16 protein-coding genes are annotated in these 18,533 nt (G+C 54.7%); 8 read left to right on the top strand and 8 right to left on the bottom strand.

What is annotated here, in order from left to right; translation table 11 throughout:
• Window positions 1-107: 107 nt before the first annotated feature.
• From FEM03_RS12235 to dndC, 6 genes are read right to left on the bottom strand one after another with little or no spacing between them, the layout of a single operon-like run.
• On the bottom strand, window positions 108-1,208 hold the full coding sequence (locus FEM03_RS12235; RefSeq protein ID WP_138086549.1) for a DGQHR domain-containing protein: 1,101 nt from the start codon (window positions 1,206-1,208) through the stop codon (window positions 108-110).
• A complete protein-coding gene (locus tag FEM03_RS12230; protein ID WP_138086548.1) occupies window positions 1,205-1,768 on the bottom strand; it encodes a hypothetical protein in 564 nt (187 codons plus the stop codon). Before FEM03_RS12230 ends, FEM03_RS12235 begins: the two co-directional genes overlap by 4 nt.
• Window positions 1,769-1,786: 18 nt before the next feature.
• Window positions 1,787-3,253 (bottom strand): ATP-binding protein, encoded by a 1,467-nt coding sequence (locus FEM03_RS12225; protein ID WP_166442812.1) that lies wholly within the window; start codon window positions 3,251-3,253, stop codon window positions 1,787-1,789.
• Window positions 3,243-3,644, bottom strand: coding sequence for a hypothetical protein (locus FEM03_RS24415; protein ID WP_166442811.1), 402 nt, complete (start codon window positions 3,642-3,644; stop codon window positions 3,243-3,245). The genes FEM03_RS12225 and FEM03_RS24415 overlap by 11 nt, the downstream gene beginning before the upstream one ends.
• Complete coding sequence (locus tag FEM03_RS12220) at window positions 3,641-5,722, bottom strand: AAA family ATPase (protein WP_138086546.1); 2,082 nt, start codon at window positions 5,720-5,722, stop codon at window positions 3,641-3,643. The genes FEM03_RS24415 and FEM03_RS12220 overlap by 4 nt, the downstream gene beginning before the upstream one ends.
• A gap of 5 nt (window positions 5,723-5,727) precedes the next feature.
• A complete protein-coding gene (gene dndC, locus FEM03_RS12215; protein ID WP_138086545.1) occupies window positions 5,728-7,017 on the bottom strand; it encodes a DNA phosphorothioation system sulfurtransferase DndC in 1,290 nt (429 codons plus the stop codon).
• A gap of 99 nt (window positions 7,018-7,116) precedes the next feature.
• Here dndC and FEM03_RS12210 point away from each other — a divergent pair, with 99 nt between their 5' ends.
• The 4 genes from FEM03_RS12210 (at window position 7,117) to FEM03_RS12195 (ending at window position 10,872) form a co-directional block, all read left to right on the top strand.
• Window positions 7,117-7,962 carry an LOG family protein gene (locus FEM03_RS12210; RefSeq protein ID WP_206170983.1) on the top strand — a complete coding sequence of 282 codons (846 nt, stop codon included), beginning with the start codon at window positions 7,117-7,119 and terminating at the stop codon, window positions 7,960-7,962.
• Between the two features lie 53 nt (window positions 7,963-8,015).
• On the top strand, window positions 8,016-8,885 hold the full coding sequence (locus tag FEM03_RS12205; RefSeq protein WP_166442810.1) for an alpha/beta fold hydrolase: 870 nt from the start codon (window positions 8,016-8,018) through the stop codon (window positions 8,883-8,885).
• Between the two features lie 165 nt (window positions 8,886-9,050).
• Complete coding sequence (locus tag FEM03_RS12200) at window positions 9,051-9,572, top strand: hypothetical protein (protein ID WP_138086543.1); 522 nt, start codon at window positions 9,051-9,053, stop codon at window positions 9,570-9,572.
• 550 nt (window positions 9,573-10,122) lie between these two features.
• Window positions 10,123-10,872 (top strand): phosphodiester glycosidase family protein, encoded by a 750-nt coding sequence (locus tag FEM03_RS12195; RefSeq protein WP_240772756.1) that lies wholly within the window; start codon window positions 10,123-10,125, stop codon window positions 10,870-10,872.
• 8 nt (window positions 10,873-10,880) lie between these two features.
• Here FEM03_RS12195 and FEM03_RS12190 read toward each other — a convergent pair whose 3' ends face one another.
• Window positions 10,881-11,804 carry an alpha/beta hydrolase gene (locus FEM03_RS12190; RefSeq protein WP_138086542.1) on the bottom strand — a complete coding sequence of 308 codons (924 nt, stop codon included), beginning with the start codon at window positions 11,802-11,804 and terminating at the stop codon, window positions 10,881-10,883.
• 139 nt (window positions 11,805-11,943) lie between these two features.
• Here FEM03_RS12190 and nagB point away from each other — a divergent pair, with 139 nt between their 5' ends.
• A complete protein-coding gene (gene nagB, locus FEM03_RS12185) occupies window positions 11,944-13,830 on the top strand; it encodes a glucosamine-6-phosphate deaminase (protein WP_138086541.1) in 1,887 nt (628 codons plus the stop codon).
• A 334-nt stretch (window positions 13,831-14,164) separates the two neighbouring features.
• Here nagB and FEM03_RS12180 read toward each other — a convergent pair whose 3' ends face one another.
• A complete protein-coding gene (locus FEM03_RS12180; protein WP_138086540.1) occupies window positions 14,165-15,790 on the bottom strand; it encodes a PrsW family glutamic-type intramembrane protease in 1,626 nt (541 codons plus the stop codon).
• Window positions 15,791-15,878: 88 nt separating this feature from the next.
• On the opposite strand from FEM03_RS12180, the gene FEM03_RS12175 reads away from it, so the two are divergent.
• The 3 genes from FEM03_RS12175 (at window position 15,879) to FEM03_RS12165 (ending at window position 18,490) form a co-directional block, all read left to right on the top strand.
• Window positions 15,879-16,922, top strand: coding sequence for a Fe(3+) ABC transporter substrate-binding protein (locus FEM03_RS12175; protein WP_206170982.1), 1,044 nt, complete (start codon window positions 15,879-15,881; stop codon window positions 16,920-16,922).
• 107 nt (window positions 16,923-17,029) lie between these two features.
• The gene (locus FEM03_RS12170) at window positions 17,030-17,614 is read left to right on the top strand and encodes a hypothetical protein (protein WP_138086539.1); all 585 of its coding nucleotides are present in this window, start codon (window positions 17,030-17,032) and stop codon (window positions 17,612-17,614) included.
• A 195-nt stretch (window positions 17,615-17,809) separates the two neighbouring features.
• Window positions 17,810-18,490: a PEP-CTERM sorting domain-containing protein gene (locus tag FEM03_RS12165; protein WP_138086538.1), complete on the top strand. Its 681-nt coding sequence runs from the start codon at window positions 17,810-17,812 to the stop codon at window positions 18,488-18,490.
• Window positions 18,491-18,533 lie beyond the last annotated feature (43 nt).

Raw genomic sequence — 18,533 nt, 5'->3', positions numbered from 1 at the left:
GAAACGGATACTTGAAAGCAAGCGCGACCACCGAAGTAAACTCGCGGCGCTACGTTTTGAGGAGAAAATTGTCTTTTTAGAGAGGCTCCGTTTGAGGAGCATGTTTCTCAAATCTGTTCGGGAGGCGACATTACTCGATCAGAAAACGCAGTGAAGAGAAGGGTCTCTCCCGTGCCGCTCGCTGGATAAGTATCGAAACTGAAAGGTGCCAAATCCTTTGCGCGCAAAATACGCTCGAAGAAAAAGTCGTAATCCATTCTTGGTCCCGTCGGCAAGCTGATGCCTACATGTCCGAGTTTAGCAAGTAATCGCATAAGTGCTCCAAATCCAATCGTCCGAGCCAGGGGGGATTTAAGCGAATTCCATTCTTGCGGAAACACATCCCGAACTGCCAGGAAGAAATTATACACAGTTTTTTGAATCGCCCAATCTTCGCCTTGTTCGAAGAACTTCCAAAAGATCCGGGAGCTGTTTTCAGCGTGGAATTTTTTTAATGATTCCTTTTTCTTGATTGAGATACGGACAGCTTCTGAATCCTTGGCGATGAGCGGTAGCAAGCGCTTTACGAAGGTGGCTTGTGTTAGCCTGCCGCCCTGTTCGGGTGTTTTCACCCCTAATACTTTAATCTCCCTGTAAAATGGGGAATCTGAGTCGCGATTAAGATTTTTGGCGACATCGTGTGCGGTTTTTTGAGGCGAACGTATTCTACTTTCCTCAAAAAGGTCAAAAACAAGAGATTCATTCACCTTTGTCTGTTTTAGATTGATAGTTGCGAACAACATTGCTTGATCCTCAGGTGGAAGATCAATGAACACCGAAACTATTAGATCAAAGTTCTCCGCATCATCATTCTCGAGGCCAGCCAAACGATGTTGACCGTCAATAATGCTTGCAGCATTTGGATGGCGCCGAATAACTAACTCCGATTCGGTCAAATTGACGACATCCTCCTGTTTGACGGAAAGTATGAACGAGTTTGGGAAGGATGCATCTGGGGATCTAACATACCTTTTAATTTCTTCCCGCCTCTTGACATTTAAATCGCGTTGAATTCCAGGAGAGGCATCCTGCTCTATCTGGTTTTTACTTCTGACATCGGCAAATGCGATGCTCTTTAGGTCTGGAGCCCGCATTACTCCAACATAAAACTCACCAATAGGCTGTTTTACCGTGAAAATCTGAATCTTCACATTCGATTCGTCGTTCATACGCGCACTCCAGAAGCTTGGTTTCCCGTCTTAGCTTGTTCGGACATTTGGTCGGCATTTTTATCAAATTCCTTTTGAATTTTCGCTGGTGAAGTTGAATCGATTTGAATCATGAACAAGCGAAAATTTGAAAATACCGCGATAACAACAAGAGCAATAGTCACCCATTTAACCAGCGTCATATCCAATTGAAGTGACGGCGTGGTTGGATAGAGGGCGAGCATTGATCGTGCTATCACGCCAACAATCATCGTGAGCATTAATAAGATATATGTGACTATTGCACGTTTTCTTAAAACTAATTGGGTTTCCTTGACGAAGAATCCGAGGGATACCGCAGAAAGTGTCACTGCAAACATTGGAATATCTCCGCTTAAGATAAGTGCCTCCTTCCGAAATAGGCCAAAAAAAGACAATGCTAAAAGCGGAACCCAGATACCTGCAAAACCCAGAATGATATTGTGGAATCCCCATTGATAAACTTCGACACGTCTTTCGAATGTGCCTAGAGGAGAATTAGTCCAAACTTCGCTGCAATACTCTTTAAATTTATGGCTCATAGCTGTGAATGTGGGCATCTATTTCCCTCCCTCCCTCCAGAATTGTCTTGCTGCTCCAGTAGTGGTTTTACCGCCGAGACACATCACGGCTTCGCCTTTTTCCAGGGACTGGGTGACCACGCCGCCGAGGATTTGTTTTTGTTCTTTTGTGCTCAAAGTTTGGGGGGAGAAATGAATGCCTGCGGATGCGAATTCGGAGAAATCGGCGTCGGAACTGACAAATTTATCGGCGTCCTGACTGGCTAACCACAGGGGGAATCCCCAGGAACGGCCTTCGCGGGCGAGTTTTTCCAAGAGTCGGGCTTTGCCGTCTTTGGGGAGTATGTTGTGGGCTTCATCGACAAAGAGAACCATCTGGATGGGCTGGATGCCATTGCGAACGGACAGGTTTTTGTTCAGTCGCTCAATGAAGAAATTGAGGATGAAGGCTACGACGAGGACACGGGTTTCATTATCGAGTCGCTTTAGGTCGATGATGTTGGAATGGCTGATCCAATCTTCGAATCGCTCGGCGGAGGTGGCGCGGGAAAAGATGTTGAGTTCGACGACTTTGCTGAGCACGGATACGGCAACGCCTTCCTGGCCGTTTTTCTTGAGCTGCTCTACCAACGAAGTGAAGTCGGGGTGTTTTAACTGCTGGTAGGCATCGCGGATGGCGGTTTCCTGATTGGGGCCCATTTGCGGTCCAAAGGCGCGAACCAACGCCGCGACACGGGAGGCGATGTTGGCGGTGTCGGCTTTGTTCTTGCCGGGATAGAGGGGATTGACGGGCAGGTTGGAGTCAATGAGTCGGAGGTATCTGGCTCCGGTGAGTTCCAGAAATTTGCGGCGACTCTCGGCTTTCTGCGCATCGTCATCGGCTTCTTCGAGTTCGCCTTTGAGATCAAAGAACAGAAATCGCACGCCTTGCCGGGATAATTGGGCGAGCAAGTCGAGGGCGAGCTGGCTTTTGCCGCGACCCGACTGACCTGAGATGATGAGGAGACCGTTCGGTGTTTTTTCTCCGTTGATGCTCCAGGATTGGCCGTCGGTGAGGAGTTGAAGGATGACTTCCTGATCGATGGCGGTGGAGGTTGAGCGTGAGGAGGTGAGTCCTGGCGATGGGGTGGTTCCTCCCGGATGCTGGGTGGAACGCATGAGTTCCGCCACGAATCGCGCCTGATCGCGACCGGAAAACTCCCAAATTTGTTCCATGCGCATGCATCCGAACTCGAAGGCACGGCGGAATTCCCGTTGGAAGGCGGGTTCATCAAGGGCTTTGCCGGCACGCGAGCGGATGGCGACGCGGAAGACATCCTCCAGCGGGCCGACAAGGGCGTCCCAACTGATGTCTTTGCCAGTGCCCGCAGGCGGTTTGTATTCGGCGGGAATGCTTTCACCGAGGGCCAGAGAAACGGCGGCACGTCCGAGCACGGCCTTGGTTTTGGCACCGACGCGGCTGTGAACGTCTTCAATAAATTTTTCTGCGGAGAGGCTAGGCAGCATAAGACTTCGGAAGATTGGCGTGTTCGGCGGCGCAAAGGGCGGCCACAAAGGTGTGGATGGCCCATTCGGCGGCGCTGCGGTTGGCGAAGCTGCCGCCACCATCGAGAAAATCGTAACAGGCATCGGTGGCGGTGCGACCATATGGGCACCAGTCACCCCAGGCATACCAGCGAGAATCGGATTCGCAGGGGCGAACTTTGTAAACATAGCTGCCGCGAGAACCGGGGACTCGGTAGCGTGCGACTTCCTCGGCTTGGCTGGAAGCGTCGACCTTACTTGAAGGAAGCCAGCTTGGTTCGAAGCCGCCTTCGGCCATTGGAAGGCGGAGGGCGGGCCAATGTTGGACGCAGTGAAGGTCGTCCAAGCAGGTGGGGATTCCGAGGGAGTTCATACGCGTTTACCGAAGTAGTTTTTTTGAATGGTGACTTCGTAATCGTCACTGTCGGCGTGGCCTTCTGGGACAAGGGTGTAGGCGCGTCCGAACTGATCGCGGATTTTTCCGAAGAGCGGACCGTCGGGATCGATCTCGGCGTTGGTGGCGAGCACGATGGACTGATGGCCGTCCCGGCTGAGGTAAAGTTTATCAAGCACGGCGGCCCGCACTTCGCGGTCGAGACGTCCGAGAGGTGTGTCAACGACGAGTGGCGGCACTTTTTGGGCGAGGCGACGGAGGGCTTCGTAAAAGGCGAGCAGACGGACCTGCTTCTGACCGGCGGAGGGGTTGGCATCTTCCCAGGGTATGCGGACCCCATTCTTGCGGATAAGTTCACATTGCCAAAGATCGCCCGTGAAGGTGAGTCCACGGAATTCGTGGGCGCGGTCGGTAATTTCCAGCCAAAGCTCGCTGACAAGCTCGTTGATTTTTTTGCGCATTTGCTCGGAAGCGCGTTTACGCATGAGGCTGGCGGCCTCGCGGTATTGGTGCGCCCTGGAGGCGAGGTCCCGTCCTTTGCTGGCTTCGGTGACGGCTTTTGACCAGCGATCTTCCTCGGTCTTCAGCTGGGTCATTTGCGCTTCGAACTGTCCGTGGGCGATCTGGTGTTCTTCGAGCTCTTTTGCCATGGTTTTCAGTGCGGAGCGGAGTTCGCCACGTTTTTCGTGCAATTCCTTTCCTGCGCCAATGGCGGCGATATTTTGAGATTGCTGGCGGATCTCGTAGTCGAGGTCGCGAACGTCCGCTTCGAGGAGATCGAGTTTGCGACAGGCTTCTTCAAGGCCGGCTAATTCTGGTGATCGGGTCGTTAGCCACTGGCGGACCGAGAAATTGGTTTCCGGACGATCCGTGAGTATGACCTCTACGTCTTCCAACCCGTCAGGCGGTGGGTTGAACAAACTCTGCAAAGCGTCATTGAGTCGCGAGGTATAGAAGCCGTGCGTTTTTTTGGGCAAGACGAACTCACTTGGGGGATTGTCAAAAACCTGTGATTTAATGGCTGGCAGTTTCGGCTCCAGTGCAGATTTTCGATCTAACCAAGCGCGTTTTTGATCTTCTGATTCCAGTTGTGCCACCAATTCGGACCGCATTGTAGACAGCAGAGAAATGGGAAGTGGCGTTTCCCAAGCCGCCGAGAGTCGTTGTTCAACCTCTCGTTTCGCATTGGCAATTTCTTCCCGCTTTTGTCGGTCAGCCTCCAATTTCGATGGGTCAACAGCTCCGATCGTCTTCAGCTGATCTTCAATGTCAGCAAGTTCTGCTTCCGCTTCTTGCTGGCTTTCAATTAGGGTGTGTTGTTTTTGCTCGTTGGATTTGATGGCTGCTTTGAGGGCTTTGATTTTTCCGCCAATTTCACCCTGCTTTTCCACGGCCTCGTTTGCTCCAGTCACGGTGAGATTGCGATTGGTAGTCTGAAAGAGTTCCCGCAAATCTTCCTCAAGTTTTTCGTAAGCCCAAAGTCCGAGAATTTGGCTGATGCCTTTGACGATGTCCTTTTCTCCCAGTTGCACATTCTGGCTCTTCTCTGCATCGAAAAAGAAAAAGCGAGCGAGATGACGTGGAAGAAAGGCGTCACGCAAGCGCTCGATAAGTTGATCATCTTCGACTGCTTCCACATCATTGGAACGTTCGGCCCATGATTTCCATTCTGGAGGCGAATTTGTGCGGAATCGGATCTCGCGATGGAGGGTCAGAGTTTGCTCTTTAATACTATCGGCATCTTGCTGGCGGATAACGACGGAAAGTGAGCATGTATCAACTCCTTCTCTGGCGGCCCGTCGGTTGAGGACACGATCAAAGTTAAAGCGTGTCGCGTCAGAGCCTGATTCAACTCTCCGAAGATCACCGATACCGGCTCTGCCTACCACTGCCAAATACATGGCGCGAAGTATGTGAGTCTTGCCTGCTCCGTTTTTCCCGCCAATTAGCACATGCGGAGGAGCATCTTTAGGAGTGGCTAAATCGAGCCGGTTGGTGCCGTAAAACGGACCAAAGTTAGTGATTGAGACTGAATCAATGGAAATGAGGTGAGGCATGCCAGCTACTCTTGAGGGGAACCGTCTGTTGTGAGTTGATTGATGTCATACTCAAGGATTCTTTTCAGTTCAGCAGGGAGTCCATGAGCCCGGTTGTTTTCGCTGAACTCCTCGACCTTGGCCACGAGTCTTTGCAGGGTATCGGCGGAGAGGCTCAGCTCGTCGGCGACTTCAGCCTCGAGTTTGCGAAGGCGTGAAGAATTGCGCAGGTCATGCATGGGCAGTCCAGAGTGGGCATTGATGATGCGGGCTACGCCCCGACCATCATCGGGTTTGTGCGCGGATTTCCACAACTGCTGTATAAGAAGCAATTCTTCGTCGCTGATCAATCTTAATTTTACCGTATCCTGTAGTTTAAGCAGCTCACGCAATAATTTCCGTCGGCCTTCGATTTTGATGGGGCCGTTTCCCGGCTGGTTGTTCATGCGCATGGGCTCGCGGAAACCATTGGCAGGGTCCTGGATTTCCAGGAGGAGTTCGCGAAACTCGAGCATGGACTCCATGCGTTCATCGCCGCTGGCGAGGAGGCCTTCGCTGGCTTTGTCCCGTTCGACAACGGTGCATGTCCAGCATCCGAAGCGTGAGTTGCCGCAACTTGGCGTGCTGGAGTCGATGTGGATTGGGCACTCGCCGCCGCCGGCGTCCTTGTAGAGGCGATAGAGGTCCTGGTTGCTGCCGCCCCATGGAGGGTTGTTTTGCAGGAGATAGGCCCAGACTTCTCCGGTAGTAAGGTGTTCGATGGGGTTGGAGACATCGACGCGTGGCAGGTTGGGGTGGCGACGCAGGCCGTTTTTGAGTTCGATGCCAGCGAGGGTCTGGGCACGGCTGGAGCTTTCCGAACTTCTCGCGCCCAGATGCAGGATGGCCTGGCCGGTGCGACCGAGTTGGCGTTCCACAAAATTGTTTACCGGATCGATTTTCATCCGTTGCGTGCACCAGCGGAAGGTTCGGTTGGGCGGGGGATATCCGCGGCCGATGATGTTGACCCAAAAGGATTGTTCCGATGGAGGCCTGAGGAGGTGGACTTGCAGGTTGAGGTCCGCCGTGTCTGAGAAGCGCCGCATCTTGAGGAGGGTTCCCTCGATCATTTCCACGATGGCGGGGATCTCGACGCGGGTGTCGGTGCAGACGACGGAGATGGTTTTGGTGCGTTTCTCTTTGGGAATGCTGGCGGCGACATCGAAAATCAATGAGGCGACCATGGTGGAGTCTTTGCCACCGCTGAAGCCGATGATCCAGGGTCGGGGGTCGGAGAGGTAGAGTTCTTTGAGCGAATTTTTGATTTCTGCAAACACGGGTCACTTTTTATGCAACTGGCGGGGTGGTGGGTCAATCCCGGATGGTGAATTGCAGTTTTTATTGTGCGGCAAGGTGACCTGGACCAGCATGGGAAGATGAGTGACTTTCCAGTGGAAGACGGGCGGCACCGGCTGCCGGTGCAGGGGGCGGTGACTGCGGCTGAGAAGCGGGAGGAGGAGCGGTTTAGTCATGCGGATGCTGACCGGATGTTTCTGCGGGGGCCGAACTGGCGGACGACGGACTTGCGATTGTTGATGGGGACGATCCGGGATTTTTTGCGGGCGTTTCGGGCGCTGCATTTTGTGGGGCCTTGCATCACGGTGTTTGGATCGGCTCGCACGCCGGAGTCGCATCCGCATTATCAACTGGCACGCAAGGTGGGGGCCGAGATTGCGAAGTTGGGATTTACGGTGATGACAGGTGGCGGACCGGGGATCATGGAGGCGGCGAATCGCGGGGCGAAGGAGGTGGGTGGTCGTTCCGTGGGGTGCAACATTGAGCTGCCGATGGAGCAACAGCCGAATCCTTGGCTGGATCGCACCGTGACGCTCCAACATTTTTTTGTGCGGAAGACGATCCTGATGAAATACAGCTATGGATTTGTGGTGCTGCCGGGCGGGGTGGGCACGATGGACGAAACTTTCGAGGCGTTGACGTTGATTCAGACCGGGAAGATCCGGCATTTTCCGATTGTGTTGATGGGGGTGGATTACTGGAGGCCATTGATGGATTTTGTCGAACGCATGCCGGCGGCGGGAATGATCGCCACGGAGGATCTGGCATTGATTCATTTGACGGATTCCGTCGAGGACGCGATGGCACATCTGAAGGACCGGGCGATCCGCCAGTTTGGGTTGAGGCGCGGTCAGGTTCCGGAAAAACGGCTGTCGTGGTTGTTTGAAAACCGGTGCGGGAAATTGGCTCGTCAACGCAAGGATTGAATTGAACCATGTGCGGTTCAGGTTGTCTGTTGGTGGAGCAAATTTATCGATCTATGGCAGACTTGCACATTCTTGAGATGGAAAGCGGGCGCAAGCTTGCCTATGCGCAATACGGTGATCCTGAGGGGGTGCCGTTGTTTTATTTCCATGGCTGGCCGAGCTCACGATTGCAGGGGGCGTTGCTGGATGGGATTGGGAAAAAGCGGGGGCTTTGTGTGATTGCGCCCGACCGGCCCGGCATCGGGATGTCGGATGCGCAACCGGGGAGGGCGTTGCTGGACTGGCCCCCTTTGATGGCGGAGCTGGCGGATCGGCTGGGTTATCAAAAGTTCCATGTGGTGGGTGTGTCGGGAGGAGGGCCGTATGTGTTGGCCACGGCCTATGCATTGCCGGAAAGAGTATTGGGGGCGGCGGTGATTTGTGGGGCACCACCACTGAGTGAGGTGGGGGTGGAAGGCATGATGTGGCCGTATCGAACGGCGATGTTCATCCGCCAAAAGGCGCCGGTTCTGCTGGATCAAGGTTTGCGGATTGCCGGGCGGATTTCGCATCAAAAACAGAGTGGGCTGGTGATGCGCCGGTTGCTGGCGACGCTTGGGCCGCAAGACCAGAAGGCTTTGGCGGTGGACGATAACTTCCACGTTATTACCCGAAGTTTTCAAGAGTCATTGAGAAGTGGTGCCGCAGCGTTGCGGGCGGATGGGGATTTGTATTCTGATCCTTGGGGATTTGATCCGGCGCAATTGTCGAAGGTGCCGTATTTCTGTCATGGCGCTTTGGACAAGAACATTCCGCTGGCCTTGGTGAAGCGGTATATCGATCGTATTCCAGGAGCGAAACTGGTGGTGCATGAGCAAGACGGGCACTACTCGCTGCCGACTTTGCATGCAGAGCAGATTATGGATAAGTTATTAGTGTCCTGATTGGAGAAAATGCAGACGATTAGAATTTATTTCTCCAGCTCGTTTACCTGCAAATTCATTCGTATATCTAATCGTAAAAATTGTTCTTTTGAATACCATTTTTATCTTGCGCGTTATTGGAGTGATGTTAGTTGGGGGTGTTAGTCAACACTTACCCAAACTCCTATGAAAAAAATTCAAGCTACGACTTTTGCGATTGCCCTTTTGTTGATTTCCAACATTGGAGCGGCAGAAACGAAAAAACCTACGGAAGAGAAAAAGGCGGCGGCCAAAACCGAGGTCGCGAAAAAGGAGGCGCCCAAGGCGGCAGAAAAGTCCAAAGCCAAAAAGTTCCCTTACTACGGTCAGGTGGCTGCCATCACCAAGCGCACGCTGACGATCAAGACCAGTGAGGAAGCGCCGGAACGAAAGATCGCCGTGACTGCTGAAACGCAAATCATGAAGAATGACAAGCCTGCCACGACGGATGATGTGGTGGTCGGTCAATGGGTAGGTGGATCGGTTGAAAAGAATGCGGCAGGTGAAGAGACTGCGGCAACGATCAATTTGAGTGCCAAGCAGAAAAAGGCCAAACCAGCTGCCAAGCCTGCGGCGAAGACGGAGAAGAAACCAGCACCGAAAACCAAGGCGGAAGGAGAAACGAAGACGCCGAAGAAAACCGCTGAGCCTTCGAAGAAAGCGGAGTAAGCAGGATTGGATCAAGTAGGATGATTGACGCGGCGGGATGAGGTGAGGTAGCCGCTGGCGGCATGAGCCGTCCTTGCAGGACGGTGATGGTGAAGGTTCGGAACCCGGCACCCTGTGCCGGGCTCTTATAAATCGTCCCGCTGGGACGGGAGAAGGTTGCCTACACCCATCAATTGAATGCAGTGAAGGGTGATTGACCCAGTTAATGCATTGTCTTTTTTAAGATCGCACCCGCCCCGCTCGGTGAAGGGTGCGCCCTGCTCGCGGCCTGTATGGATGTCGGATACGCTAACAGACGCTGGCGGGGACGCCTGCTCATGGGCTTCCCAACTGTTATCCATCCTATAAGCGGACGTGGGTGAGCCCTAAGGTGACCGTTTTGGGAGAGGCTGTCTGTTGAAAGCGACGGGCGATGTTAATGCTGAAGGACGACGGAGACCATGACAGGGCTTCTGGCGGGCTCCTTGTAGTTTCAGCATTCATCAGAGCAATGGTATTCTTTGCGGTCATGAAGGTTGTCGAGTTTGCAGGGTTTAGGTAGACTTCATCCATGTTTGAAAAATTCGCACTTGTTTCTTTTGGACTGCTTTGGTTGGCGGGAGGTTCGCTGATGGGGGTTGAGTATCTCGAGATGATGGCCGCTGGAAAGAAGGTGACGGTGTGCAAAGTGGACTTGCGAAAGGAGAAATTGGAGTTGTTCCATCGGGATGATGCGGGCCTGCCCTTGAAATCGTTTGATGGTCTAGGCGCATGGCTTGAGGCGAAAGGCCGGGTTTTAAGTTTTGCGATGAATGCGGGAATGTATCATGGGGATTTTTCGGCGGTGGGTTTGTATGTGGCGGATGGAAGGCAAGTGGTGCCGTTGAATCTTGAAGATGCGGAAGGGAATTTTTTCCTGAAACCCAACGGCGTTTTTTTGATCAGCGACAAAGGAGCGCGTGTGGTGGAGTCGGCGGAGTATTTGAAGGTGCGGGAGAAGGAGAGGGTAAAACTGGCGACACAATCGGGTCCGCTTCTGTTGAGGGCGGGGATTTTGCATCCGATGTTTAATTTGGAGTCGAAGTCGCGTTTGTTCCGCAATGGTGTGGGCGTAAAATCGCCGCACGAGGTGTTTTTTGCGATCAGCGAGGAGCCGGTGAATTTTTACGAGTTTGCGACGTTCTTTCGGGATGTGCTGAAGTGTCCGGATGCGTTGTTTTTGGACGGGACGATTTCGAGCTTGTATGCGCCGGAATTGAAGCGGAACGACAAGAAGATGGACTTAGGGCCGATGATTGGGATTGCGGTGCCTGGGAAATAGGAAGGGTGTTATGGTTTGGCGGGATTGAGGTGTTCGAGGAAGAAGTCGAAGATGTTGGGGTGTTTGATGTCTTTGGCTCCGGTGTGATTGAACTGGTATTCGATGCCGACTTGCTTGAGTTTTTCGACGAGGCCGAGTCCGAAGTTGGCGGAGTGGGGCGGGTCTTTGGCGGGTTGGCCGAGGGCGGGGATGGAGTCGTAGAAGAGGTAGACGGGCGGGTCGTCGGAGGTGGCGAGGTGATAGGGAGAGAGGGGTTCGATTTGGGGGAGGAGCTGGTCGCGTTGGTCGATGAAGGACTGCATGCTGGGAAGTGAGAAGGCGTGATGGCCGTAGTCGTTGTTGGGAATCCATTGTCGCATCTGGACGGGATCGAGCGAGGTTTGAGGGACGAAGGCGATGACGCAGCTGAGTCGGGTGGATTCGCGCGCGATAGGGTCGGGACTTTGGGGCTGGGCCTGGTCGGGATGGAAGGCGAGCCAGAGGACGTTGAAGCCTCCTGCGGAACCCCCGCAGCCGCCGATGCGGGTTTTGTCGATGTGCCATTCGGCGGCTTTGCTTCGGACGAACTGGAGCGCGCGGGCGGTGTCGTCGAGGCAGGCTTTGACGGGAGGATGGACCTTTTGAGCTATGGCGTCAGGGATGAGCCGGTAGTTGATGGAGACGATGGAAATGCCGGATTCGAGGCATTGGTTGAGGAAATCGGGATTGGCTTTGTCGCCGTTCATCCAGCCGCCGCCGTGGACGAAAAACATGAGGGGCGCGGGTTGGTCGTCTTGAGTTTTGGCACGGTAGAAGTCGAGAACCTGGGCGGAATGGGGACCGTAGGAGATGTTGGTTTCCGTGGGGACGGGAATGGGAGTTTGGGCGTGGCTGGAGGCGTGTGCAAATAGCCACGCCAGGATGAGCGTTCGAAGGGCGACGGAAGGATGCATGGGGCGATGTTAGACGTGATTTGCGGGAGTTGCATTGGAAGGTTTCGGCAACAAAAAACACACAACAACGCTGGAATAACGGAAGTAATATTGAGCGATAAACGGCTAGTGTGGAGATGTAACACTTCCTCTCTTTTATATGACTTCGCGCCGCTCTACTGCTGAGATTTTTGAGAAAATTCCGACGGTGATTTTTGAGACTTCATCGGCTGCGGCTGCGGCGCTGGCAGGGGAGGTGAAGGCGTTGGTGGAGACTCGGCAGAAGGAGGGCAGGCAGGTGGTTTTGGGGTTGGCAACAGGGTCGACGCCGGTTCCGTTCTATCGCGAATTGATCCGTTTGCACCGCGAGGAGGGTTTGAGTTTGCGAAATGTGGTGACGTTTAACCTGGATGAGTATCATGGACTGGCGCCGACGCATCCGGAGAGTTATTTCCGCTTCATGCGCGAGCAGTTGTTTGATCATGTGGACATTCCCGATGAGAACATTCATCTGCCAAGCGGGCTGGTGGCGGTGGAGGAGATTTTTGATCACTGCCACGCTTATGAGGAGATGATCGATGCGGCGGGGGGGATTGATTTTCAGATTCTGGGAATTGGGCGCACGGGACATATCGGGTTCAATGAGCCGGGATCGTCGAGGGATTCTTTGACGCGTCGGATCACGCTGGACCGGATCACGAGGCAGGATGCGGCGGGGGATTTTCGTGGGGAGGAGAATGTGCCGAGATTTGCGATCACGATGGGCGTGGGAACGATTCTACGGGCGCGCAAGATTGTTTTGATGGCGTGGGGCGAGGGCAAGGCGGAGGTGGTGGCGCGCGCGGTGGAGGGAGTGGTGACGGAGGCGGTGTCGGCTTCCTTTTTGCAGGAGCATGGGGATGCGCGGTTTGTGATTGATGCTCCGGCGTCGAGGGAGTTGACGCGGATCAAGCTGCCATGGTTGACGGGGCCGGTGCGGTGGTCACCGGAGGAGACGCGGCGGGCGGTTTGCTGGTTGTCATCGACGTTCAAGCGGCCGGTGTTGAAGCTGACGGATGAGGATTACAATGAGCACGGGTTGTCGGATTTGTTGAGCGAGCAGGGTCCGGCCTATCAGTTGAACATCCGGATTTTTAATCAGCTGCAGCACACGATTTCGGGCTGGCCGGGTGGGAAGCCGGGGGCGGATGACACGTTCCGGCCGGAGCGGGCGAAGCCGTATCCGAAGCGGTGTTTGATTTTTAGTCCGGAGCCGCAGGATGCGGTGGTGAGCATTGGGGCGACGATTGACCGCTTGGTGGAGCAGGGTCATGAGGTGATGGTGGTGTGCATGACGAGTGGCAATTTGCGGGTGCCGGACAGTGAGGCTGACAAGTTTGCGTCGATTCTTCTGGAGATTGGTGAGACGTTTGCGGAGGGGTGGGGTCAGCAGGCGGAGTATGCGCGGATGACATTGCAATCGTTGACGGACAAGGGCGCGGTCGGGGAGGATCCGGCTTCGCTTAGGCAGTTGAAGAGTCTGATTCTGCGAGGGGAGGTGCGGGATGCGGCGCAGGCTTTGGGGTTGTCGCATGAGCGGCTGAGGTTCCTTGATCTACCGTTTTATGAGAAGGGTCGGTATCGGCGTTTTGTATTGGGGTCGGAGGATGAGCGGTTGGTGACGGGGCTGTTGCGGGAGTTCATGCCGCACCAGATTTACCTGACGGGGAGTGCGTCTGATCCATCGAGTGTGGCGGCTCTATGTGCAAAGCTGGTGGAACAGGGGCTGGCAAGTCTGCAGGGGGAGACGTGGGTGGATGCGTGTTCGGTGTGGTTGTATCGCGGCAGGGAGAAGGCATTGGAGCCATGGCAGATTGCGATGGCGATGCCGATCAGTCCAATGCAGTTGGAAAGGAAAGCGCGGGCGTTGGCAAGGTGTCAGTCGCTGACTTCGATGGAGCAGGAAGTGACGAGGGTGAACCAGATGACGGCCGAGCAGTATGATGGATTGGGATTGGCGAATTATGAGGCGATCGAGAGTTTTCAGAGACGGGTTGTGGGGAGCTAAAATCCTCCTCTTCCTCTTCCTCTTACTCCTCCTCTTCCTCCCCGCATTGTGGATCGCTAACACCCATGGCTTCCGAGTTAGGGAAAGGGTGTTTCTAACGGTATTCTCGTCCTCGTCCTACTACTCGAACTCGTCCTCGGATGAGGCGCTTTGAATGAGACACAAGTCGTTGTTTTTGGTGGGTGACTTGGCGGCGGGGAAGCTGATTGCCGCAAAGTGGGGAGTAGGAGGAGGAGTAAGAGTAGGAGGAGGATGTCTGAATTGGTGACGCGGGGCGTGAGGGCCGCGCAGTTTCGAGGACGAGTTCGAGTAGGAGGACGAGGACGATTTACTGTTACCTTACTTCGTCGAACTCGTGGATGAAGATCAGGCCGACGGGAATCAGGGCGATGGCACCGGCGAGAACGGGGGCGATGGTCTGCGCGTCGAGACTGGTGTTGCGAAAGGTCAGAATGATCATGACCAATCCGGTGAGCAGAGTGGCCCCAAACACAAACACACAGGTTCGCGAGATGACAAAACGGCGTCCGGTGGGTTCGTCGGTGGGAAGGGTTTTGAGGTATTGCCGGGCGGCGAGGGCGAGGATGATGAAGGCGAACAACTGACTGCCTCCATCGCCACCGTCGGCGACGATGAAATAGTTGTAGAGGCCATGGGCGATGGCGATGAGGGCAAAGGCGACGAGGAAGTCGGTGGCGAGGTGAAAACGGGATCGCAGGAGGCGATGGAGTTGCCAGGCGATGAGTCCGGTGAGGCTGAAGTGGATGACGTTCGCGGTGAGCAGTCGTCCGATGGCCACGGCTTCGCTGTGATTGATGAAGTATTGAAGGTTTTCTTCCAGGGCAAAACCGAGTCCGACAAATCCACCCAACAGGGCGGCACCGCTGGTGGTGAGCCGGGTGAGCATCAGGGGAACAAAAGGGAGCAGCAAAAGAAGTTTCGCGGTTTCCTCGGGGATGCCGACATACATGATCCAGTGGAAAATTTGGTGGACCGGAGTGGATTGTTGTTCGTTTTCGAGGCCGTATTGGAGGGTGTCGATGCTCCAGCGGACCAGCCAGGCGCTGGCGATTCCGCAAAGGATGGCGGCGGCGCAAAGCCAGAGGGTGCGTTTACGACGGTTACCGGAACAAAACAGGATGAAACCCCAAATGGTGGTGGCCAGGAGGGCGATGGCCACGGGGACGGGTTGGGTCCAGTGGTTGAGGACGATGCGCGCATGGGATTGGAGAAGCAGGGAGTGGTCTTTGAGGTCGAGGGCCACCTGACGGAGCATCAGGTAGGGAGTTTCGCTGGCGAAGGAGGGTTCGCGAACGAGGAGTTCGAGGGCGGAAGTGTCCTGAAGTTCGAGGGCGAGGCGCAGGGCGGTGCGTCGTGCGTAGATGGCTTCGGGTTGGGGGGCTTCGCGGAGGTAGGCGAGCAGGGCCTGGCGGGGACGTTGGTCGAGGCGTTCGAGATCGGCGAACAGTTCGTTGGCGAATCGGGGTGGTGGTTCTTTGAGGGAAGATTGTTCGAGCCGGTTGCGGGCTTCGGCTCGCGGATCAAACGCTTTGAGGAAGCGGACGCGGGTGTAGTCGGTGAACAGCTGACGCTCGGTTTCGTTGCGGGTATGCTGCTGGATGAGGACGGGGATCTCACAGCGGAAAAGGGTTTCGACGGTTTGCTCCGGTTCGTTGATTTCGATTTCGGGGACGCTGGTGTATTCATGGAGGATGGCGGCGGAGCGCAGCCAGTCGGCAAGTGCGGCGGGGTCGGGGGATGAGGATGAGGCGAGGCGGAGCCGTTGGTAACTTTCGCGCAGCTGGCTGAGTTCGGAGGTCGGCAAAAGATCGAGGACGGCGGAGGGCTGGGCGCTGCGAAAGAACTGGATGATCCAACAAATCAGAATGGAACTGCCGATGATGATAAGGAATCCACGGCGGAGGAAGGATTTGTTGCGGGTGAGATCGTGGAGTCGCATGGGCAGTGGACAGTTACGAGCCACGTGCAGGGATAAATTTCAAGGATGGAATTTTCTTGATTATGGCAGTGAGATTGGATAAAGGTGAATGATGAGATTTATTCGCAACAAAGTTTCCAAGATGGGTGGTTTGCTGATGGGGGCCGGTTTGATGGCGGTTGGGATCGGGTCGGTTGATGCTTCGGAGTTGAATGTTTATTCGCACCGTCATTACAAGGTGGATGAGGCGATCAACCAGCTGTTCACGGAGCAAACGGGCATTGCGGTGAAGGTGGTGAACGCGGAGGCCGACCAGTTGATTGAGCGGTTGAAGTCGGAGGGTGAAAGCAGTCCGGCAGATTTGCTGGTGACGGTGGACGTGGGGCGTTTGCAGCGGGCCAAGGAGGCGGGGCTGTTGAAGTCGATGGATTCGAAGCTGCTGGACGACCGGGTGCCCGAGGGGCTGCGGGATGCAGACAAGCAGTGGTATGCCTACACGGTGCGGGCGCGGGTGATCATGTATGCGAAGGATCGGGTGCAGGCGGGGGAGATCAAAAATTATGAGGATCTGGCTGATCCAAAATGGCGTGGTCGTGTGTTGGTGAGGTCTTCGGGAAACAGCTACAACCAGTCACTACTGGCATCGTTGATTGCGGCGAATGGTGAGGAGAAGGCGGAGGCCTGGGCGAAGGCGGTGGTGGGGAACATGGCGCGCGCACCGCAGGGCGGGGATCGGGATCAGATCAAGGGCGTGGCATCAGGGCTGGCGGATGTTTGTGTTTCGAACACGTATTATCTGGGTTTGCTGGCGAATTCAGAAGATGCCGCGGATCGCGAGGCGGCGAGCAAGGTGGTGGTGTTGTTTCCGAATCAGGACGGACGCGGAGCGCAGTGCAACATCGGCGGTGCGGGATTGGCCAAGCATGCCAAAAATGTGGAGAACGCGACCAAGTATCTGGAGTTTTTGACCACGCCCGAAGTGCAGAAAATGATCGCCAATGGTTCCCATGAGTTTCCGGTGAACCTGGATGTTTCCCTGAGCCCAACGCATGAGGCGTGGGGCAAATTCAAGATGGACCTGGAGACGTTCCCGAAACTTGGCGAAAATCAGGAAGCCGCCGTGCGGGTGTTTGATCGCGCGGGTTGGAAGTAAGGAAAGGGCGGCAGCGGTCGGGAATTGTGATGAAATAGTGTTCATCGCACAGGTCAAAAGGGCAGAAGGCGATTTTCCGCTTTCTGCCTTTTCGTTTTTGTTTTTAAATGGACTGGATGGAAGAGGAATTTTACAGCATCGAGCACGACGGACCTTTTCAGGAGTGTTCGCGTTGCTCGGCGTCGTTGATTGAGGGTCAGCCTTATCAGATCAACAAAGCCTGGCGTGCGGGGGAGTGCATTTTTGAATATGCGTTTTGTGCCGTGTGCCGTGATGCTTTGCTGGCGGAGTTTTCAGAGGAGTCGAAGGGAAATTTGTTGAATCATCAGGAGCAGCACATGCGCGATGGTTCGAAAGGCACGGAAGAGTGTGCGTTTTGTGGAAGCGGGCGGCCGGGAATCGCCAATCAGGACTTTACCACCACGGCGCTTTGCGAGCGCAACGAGGTTTTGGACAGTTTGCTGATCTGTTTCACTTGTCAGGCGGGGATGCATGAACTGCTGAGTCAGCAGACCAAGGACGTGCGTCGCCGATTTTTTGAGGAAGTCCCCGGGGTGCCGCCGGACTGGGAGGTGTGGAAACCGGATGAGAGCGAGATCCATCAAGTGACCGCCCCGATGAACCAGCCGATCCCATTGCGGCCAACGGTGCCCGTGGGGGCGCTGGCGATTTTGGGCGTTCCGCAGGGGTGAGCGAACGGAATTTGGAGGGTTGGATGATGGTATCTTGTGGTCATGCGAGATCACCGGGGCGAACTGGCATTGATCGTGCGAACAGTTAGCGGGGTGAGAACGAGTGCTAAATGTCATATTGTTCACACGAGCAATATTGAGCCTTGGCCCGACGGAATCATTATTCTCTGAGTCCTTAACCGTCTAACAAATCTTATGTCACCATTATCATCTGCGAGTTTGAGGCATTTGCGTGCAATGGGCGGACTGGTGTCTGCCCTGTTATTGCTGGCAACTATTCAAATGGAGGCTGCGACGATCTACTGGAACATGGGAACTGCCGTTTCCAATGCGAATCCAACAACGATTAACTCCGCAGAGGTGGCAGGTGGGACCCTTTCGGGTTTCACGGCTATCAACACCACATCACCCAGCACTGGCACGGGAACGTATACAGGGGCATCAGGTGAAATGAACGCGGGCCTAAATACTAGAGACACGATTGATGGATTGCTGACGTGGACATTGACGGCCCAGAATGGTGGACAGTTAACATTCACCGATATTACTTTTGGTTCCCGGGTGACGGGCACTGGACCTCAAGATTGGGTTTTGTCTGTCTCTGTCGATGGAGGCGCTTCGACTTCATTGGCATCAGGAGCATTAAACAGAAACAGTGAGTGGAGTTTGATTAATCCTGCCGATTTCACTAGTTCGGCGGGCACCACCTTTGTGTTTTCTTTACTGGGAGACAATGCGACCGCGACGTCCAGCACCACGAATTGGCGCATAGACGATATAACCCTAGTTTATAACTTTACAGCCGTTCCGGAGCCATCTCGCATGATTTTGTTCGGCTTTAGCTGCATAACATTCTTTCTGAGGCGGAAAAGATAGTTGTAATCGGAGATCCGATGGCGGTGGCGGATAGAGTTTCAAG

The sequence above is a fragment of the Phragmitibacter flavus genome (assembly GCF_005780165.1).
Lineage (GTDB): Bacteria > Verrucomicrobiota > Verrucomicrobiia > Verrucomicrobiales > Verrucomicrobiaceae > Phragmitibacter > Phragmitibacter flavus.
Note: the sequence above shows the minus strand (reverse complement) of the source record. Positions and strands in the feature narration are given on the sequence as shown.

Bases quoted from the DNA above. Each gene is read 5' to 3' on its own strand.
- FEM03_RS12235 (WP_138086549.1), bottom strand. From the start codon at position 1,208: ATGAACGACGAATCGAATGTGAAGATTCAGATTTTCACGGTAAAACAG.
- FEM03_RS12230 (WP_138086548.1), bottom strand. From the start codon at position 1,768: ATGAGCCATAAATTTAAAGAGTATTGCAGCGAAGTTTGGACTAATTCT.
- FEM03_RS12225 (WP_166442812.1), bottom strand. From the start codon at position 3,253: ATGCTGCCTAGCCTCTCCGCAGAAAAATTTATTGAAGACGTTCACAGC.
- FEM03_RS24415 (WP_166442811.1), bottom strand. From the start codon at position 3,644: ATGAACTCCCTCGGAATCCCCACCTGCTTGGACGACCTTCACTGCGTC.
- FEM03_RS12220 (WP_138086546.1), bottom strand. From the start codon at position 5,722: ATGCCTCACCTCATTTCCATTGATTCAGTCTCAATCACTAACTTTGGT.
- FEM03_RS12210 (WP_206170983.1), top strand. From the start codon at position 7,117: ATGAGTGACTTTCCAGTGGAAGACGGGCGGCACCGGCTGCCGGTGCAG.
- FEM03_RS12205 (WP_166442810.1), top strand. From the start codon at position 8,016: ATGGCAGACTTGCACATTCTTGAGATGGAAAGCGGGCGCAAGCTTGCC.
- FEM03_RS12200 (WP_138086543.1), top strand. From the start codon at position 9,051: ATGAAAAAAATTCAAGCTACGACTTTTGCGATTGCCCTTTTGTTGATT.
- FEM03_RS12195 (WP_240772756.1), top strand. From the start codon at position 10,123: ATGTTTGAAAAATTCGCACTTGTTTCTTTTGGACTGCTTTGGTTGGCG.
- FEM03_RS12190 (WP_138086542.1), bottom strand. From the start codon at position 11,804: ATGCATCCTTCCGTCGCCCTTCGAACGCTCATCCTGGCGTGGCTATTT.
- nagB (WP_138086541.1), top strand. From the start codon at position 11,944: ATGACTTCGCGCCGCTCTACTGCTGAGATTTTTGAGAAAATTCCGACG.
- FEM03_RS12180 (WP_138086540.1), bottom strand. From the start codon at position 15,790: ATGCGACTCCACGATCTCACCCGCAACAAATCCTTCCTCCGCCGTGGA.
- FEM03_RS12175 (WP_206170982.1), top strand. From the start codon at position 15,879: ATGATGAGATTTATTCGCAACAAAGTTTCCAAGATGGGTGGTTTGCTG.
- FEM03_RS12170 (WP_138086539.1), top strand. From the start codon at position 17,030: ATGGACTGGATGGAAGAGGAATTTTACAGCATCGAGCACGACGGACCT.
- FEM03_RS12165 (WP_138086538.1), top strand. From the start codon at position 17,810: ATGTCACCATTATCATCTGCGAGTTTGAGGCATTTGCGTGCAATGGGC.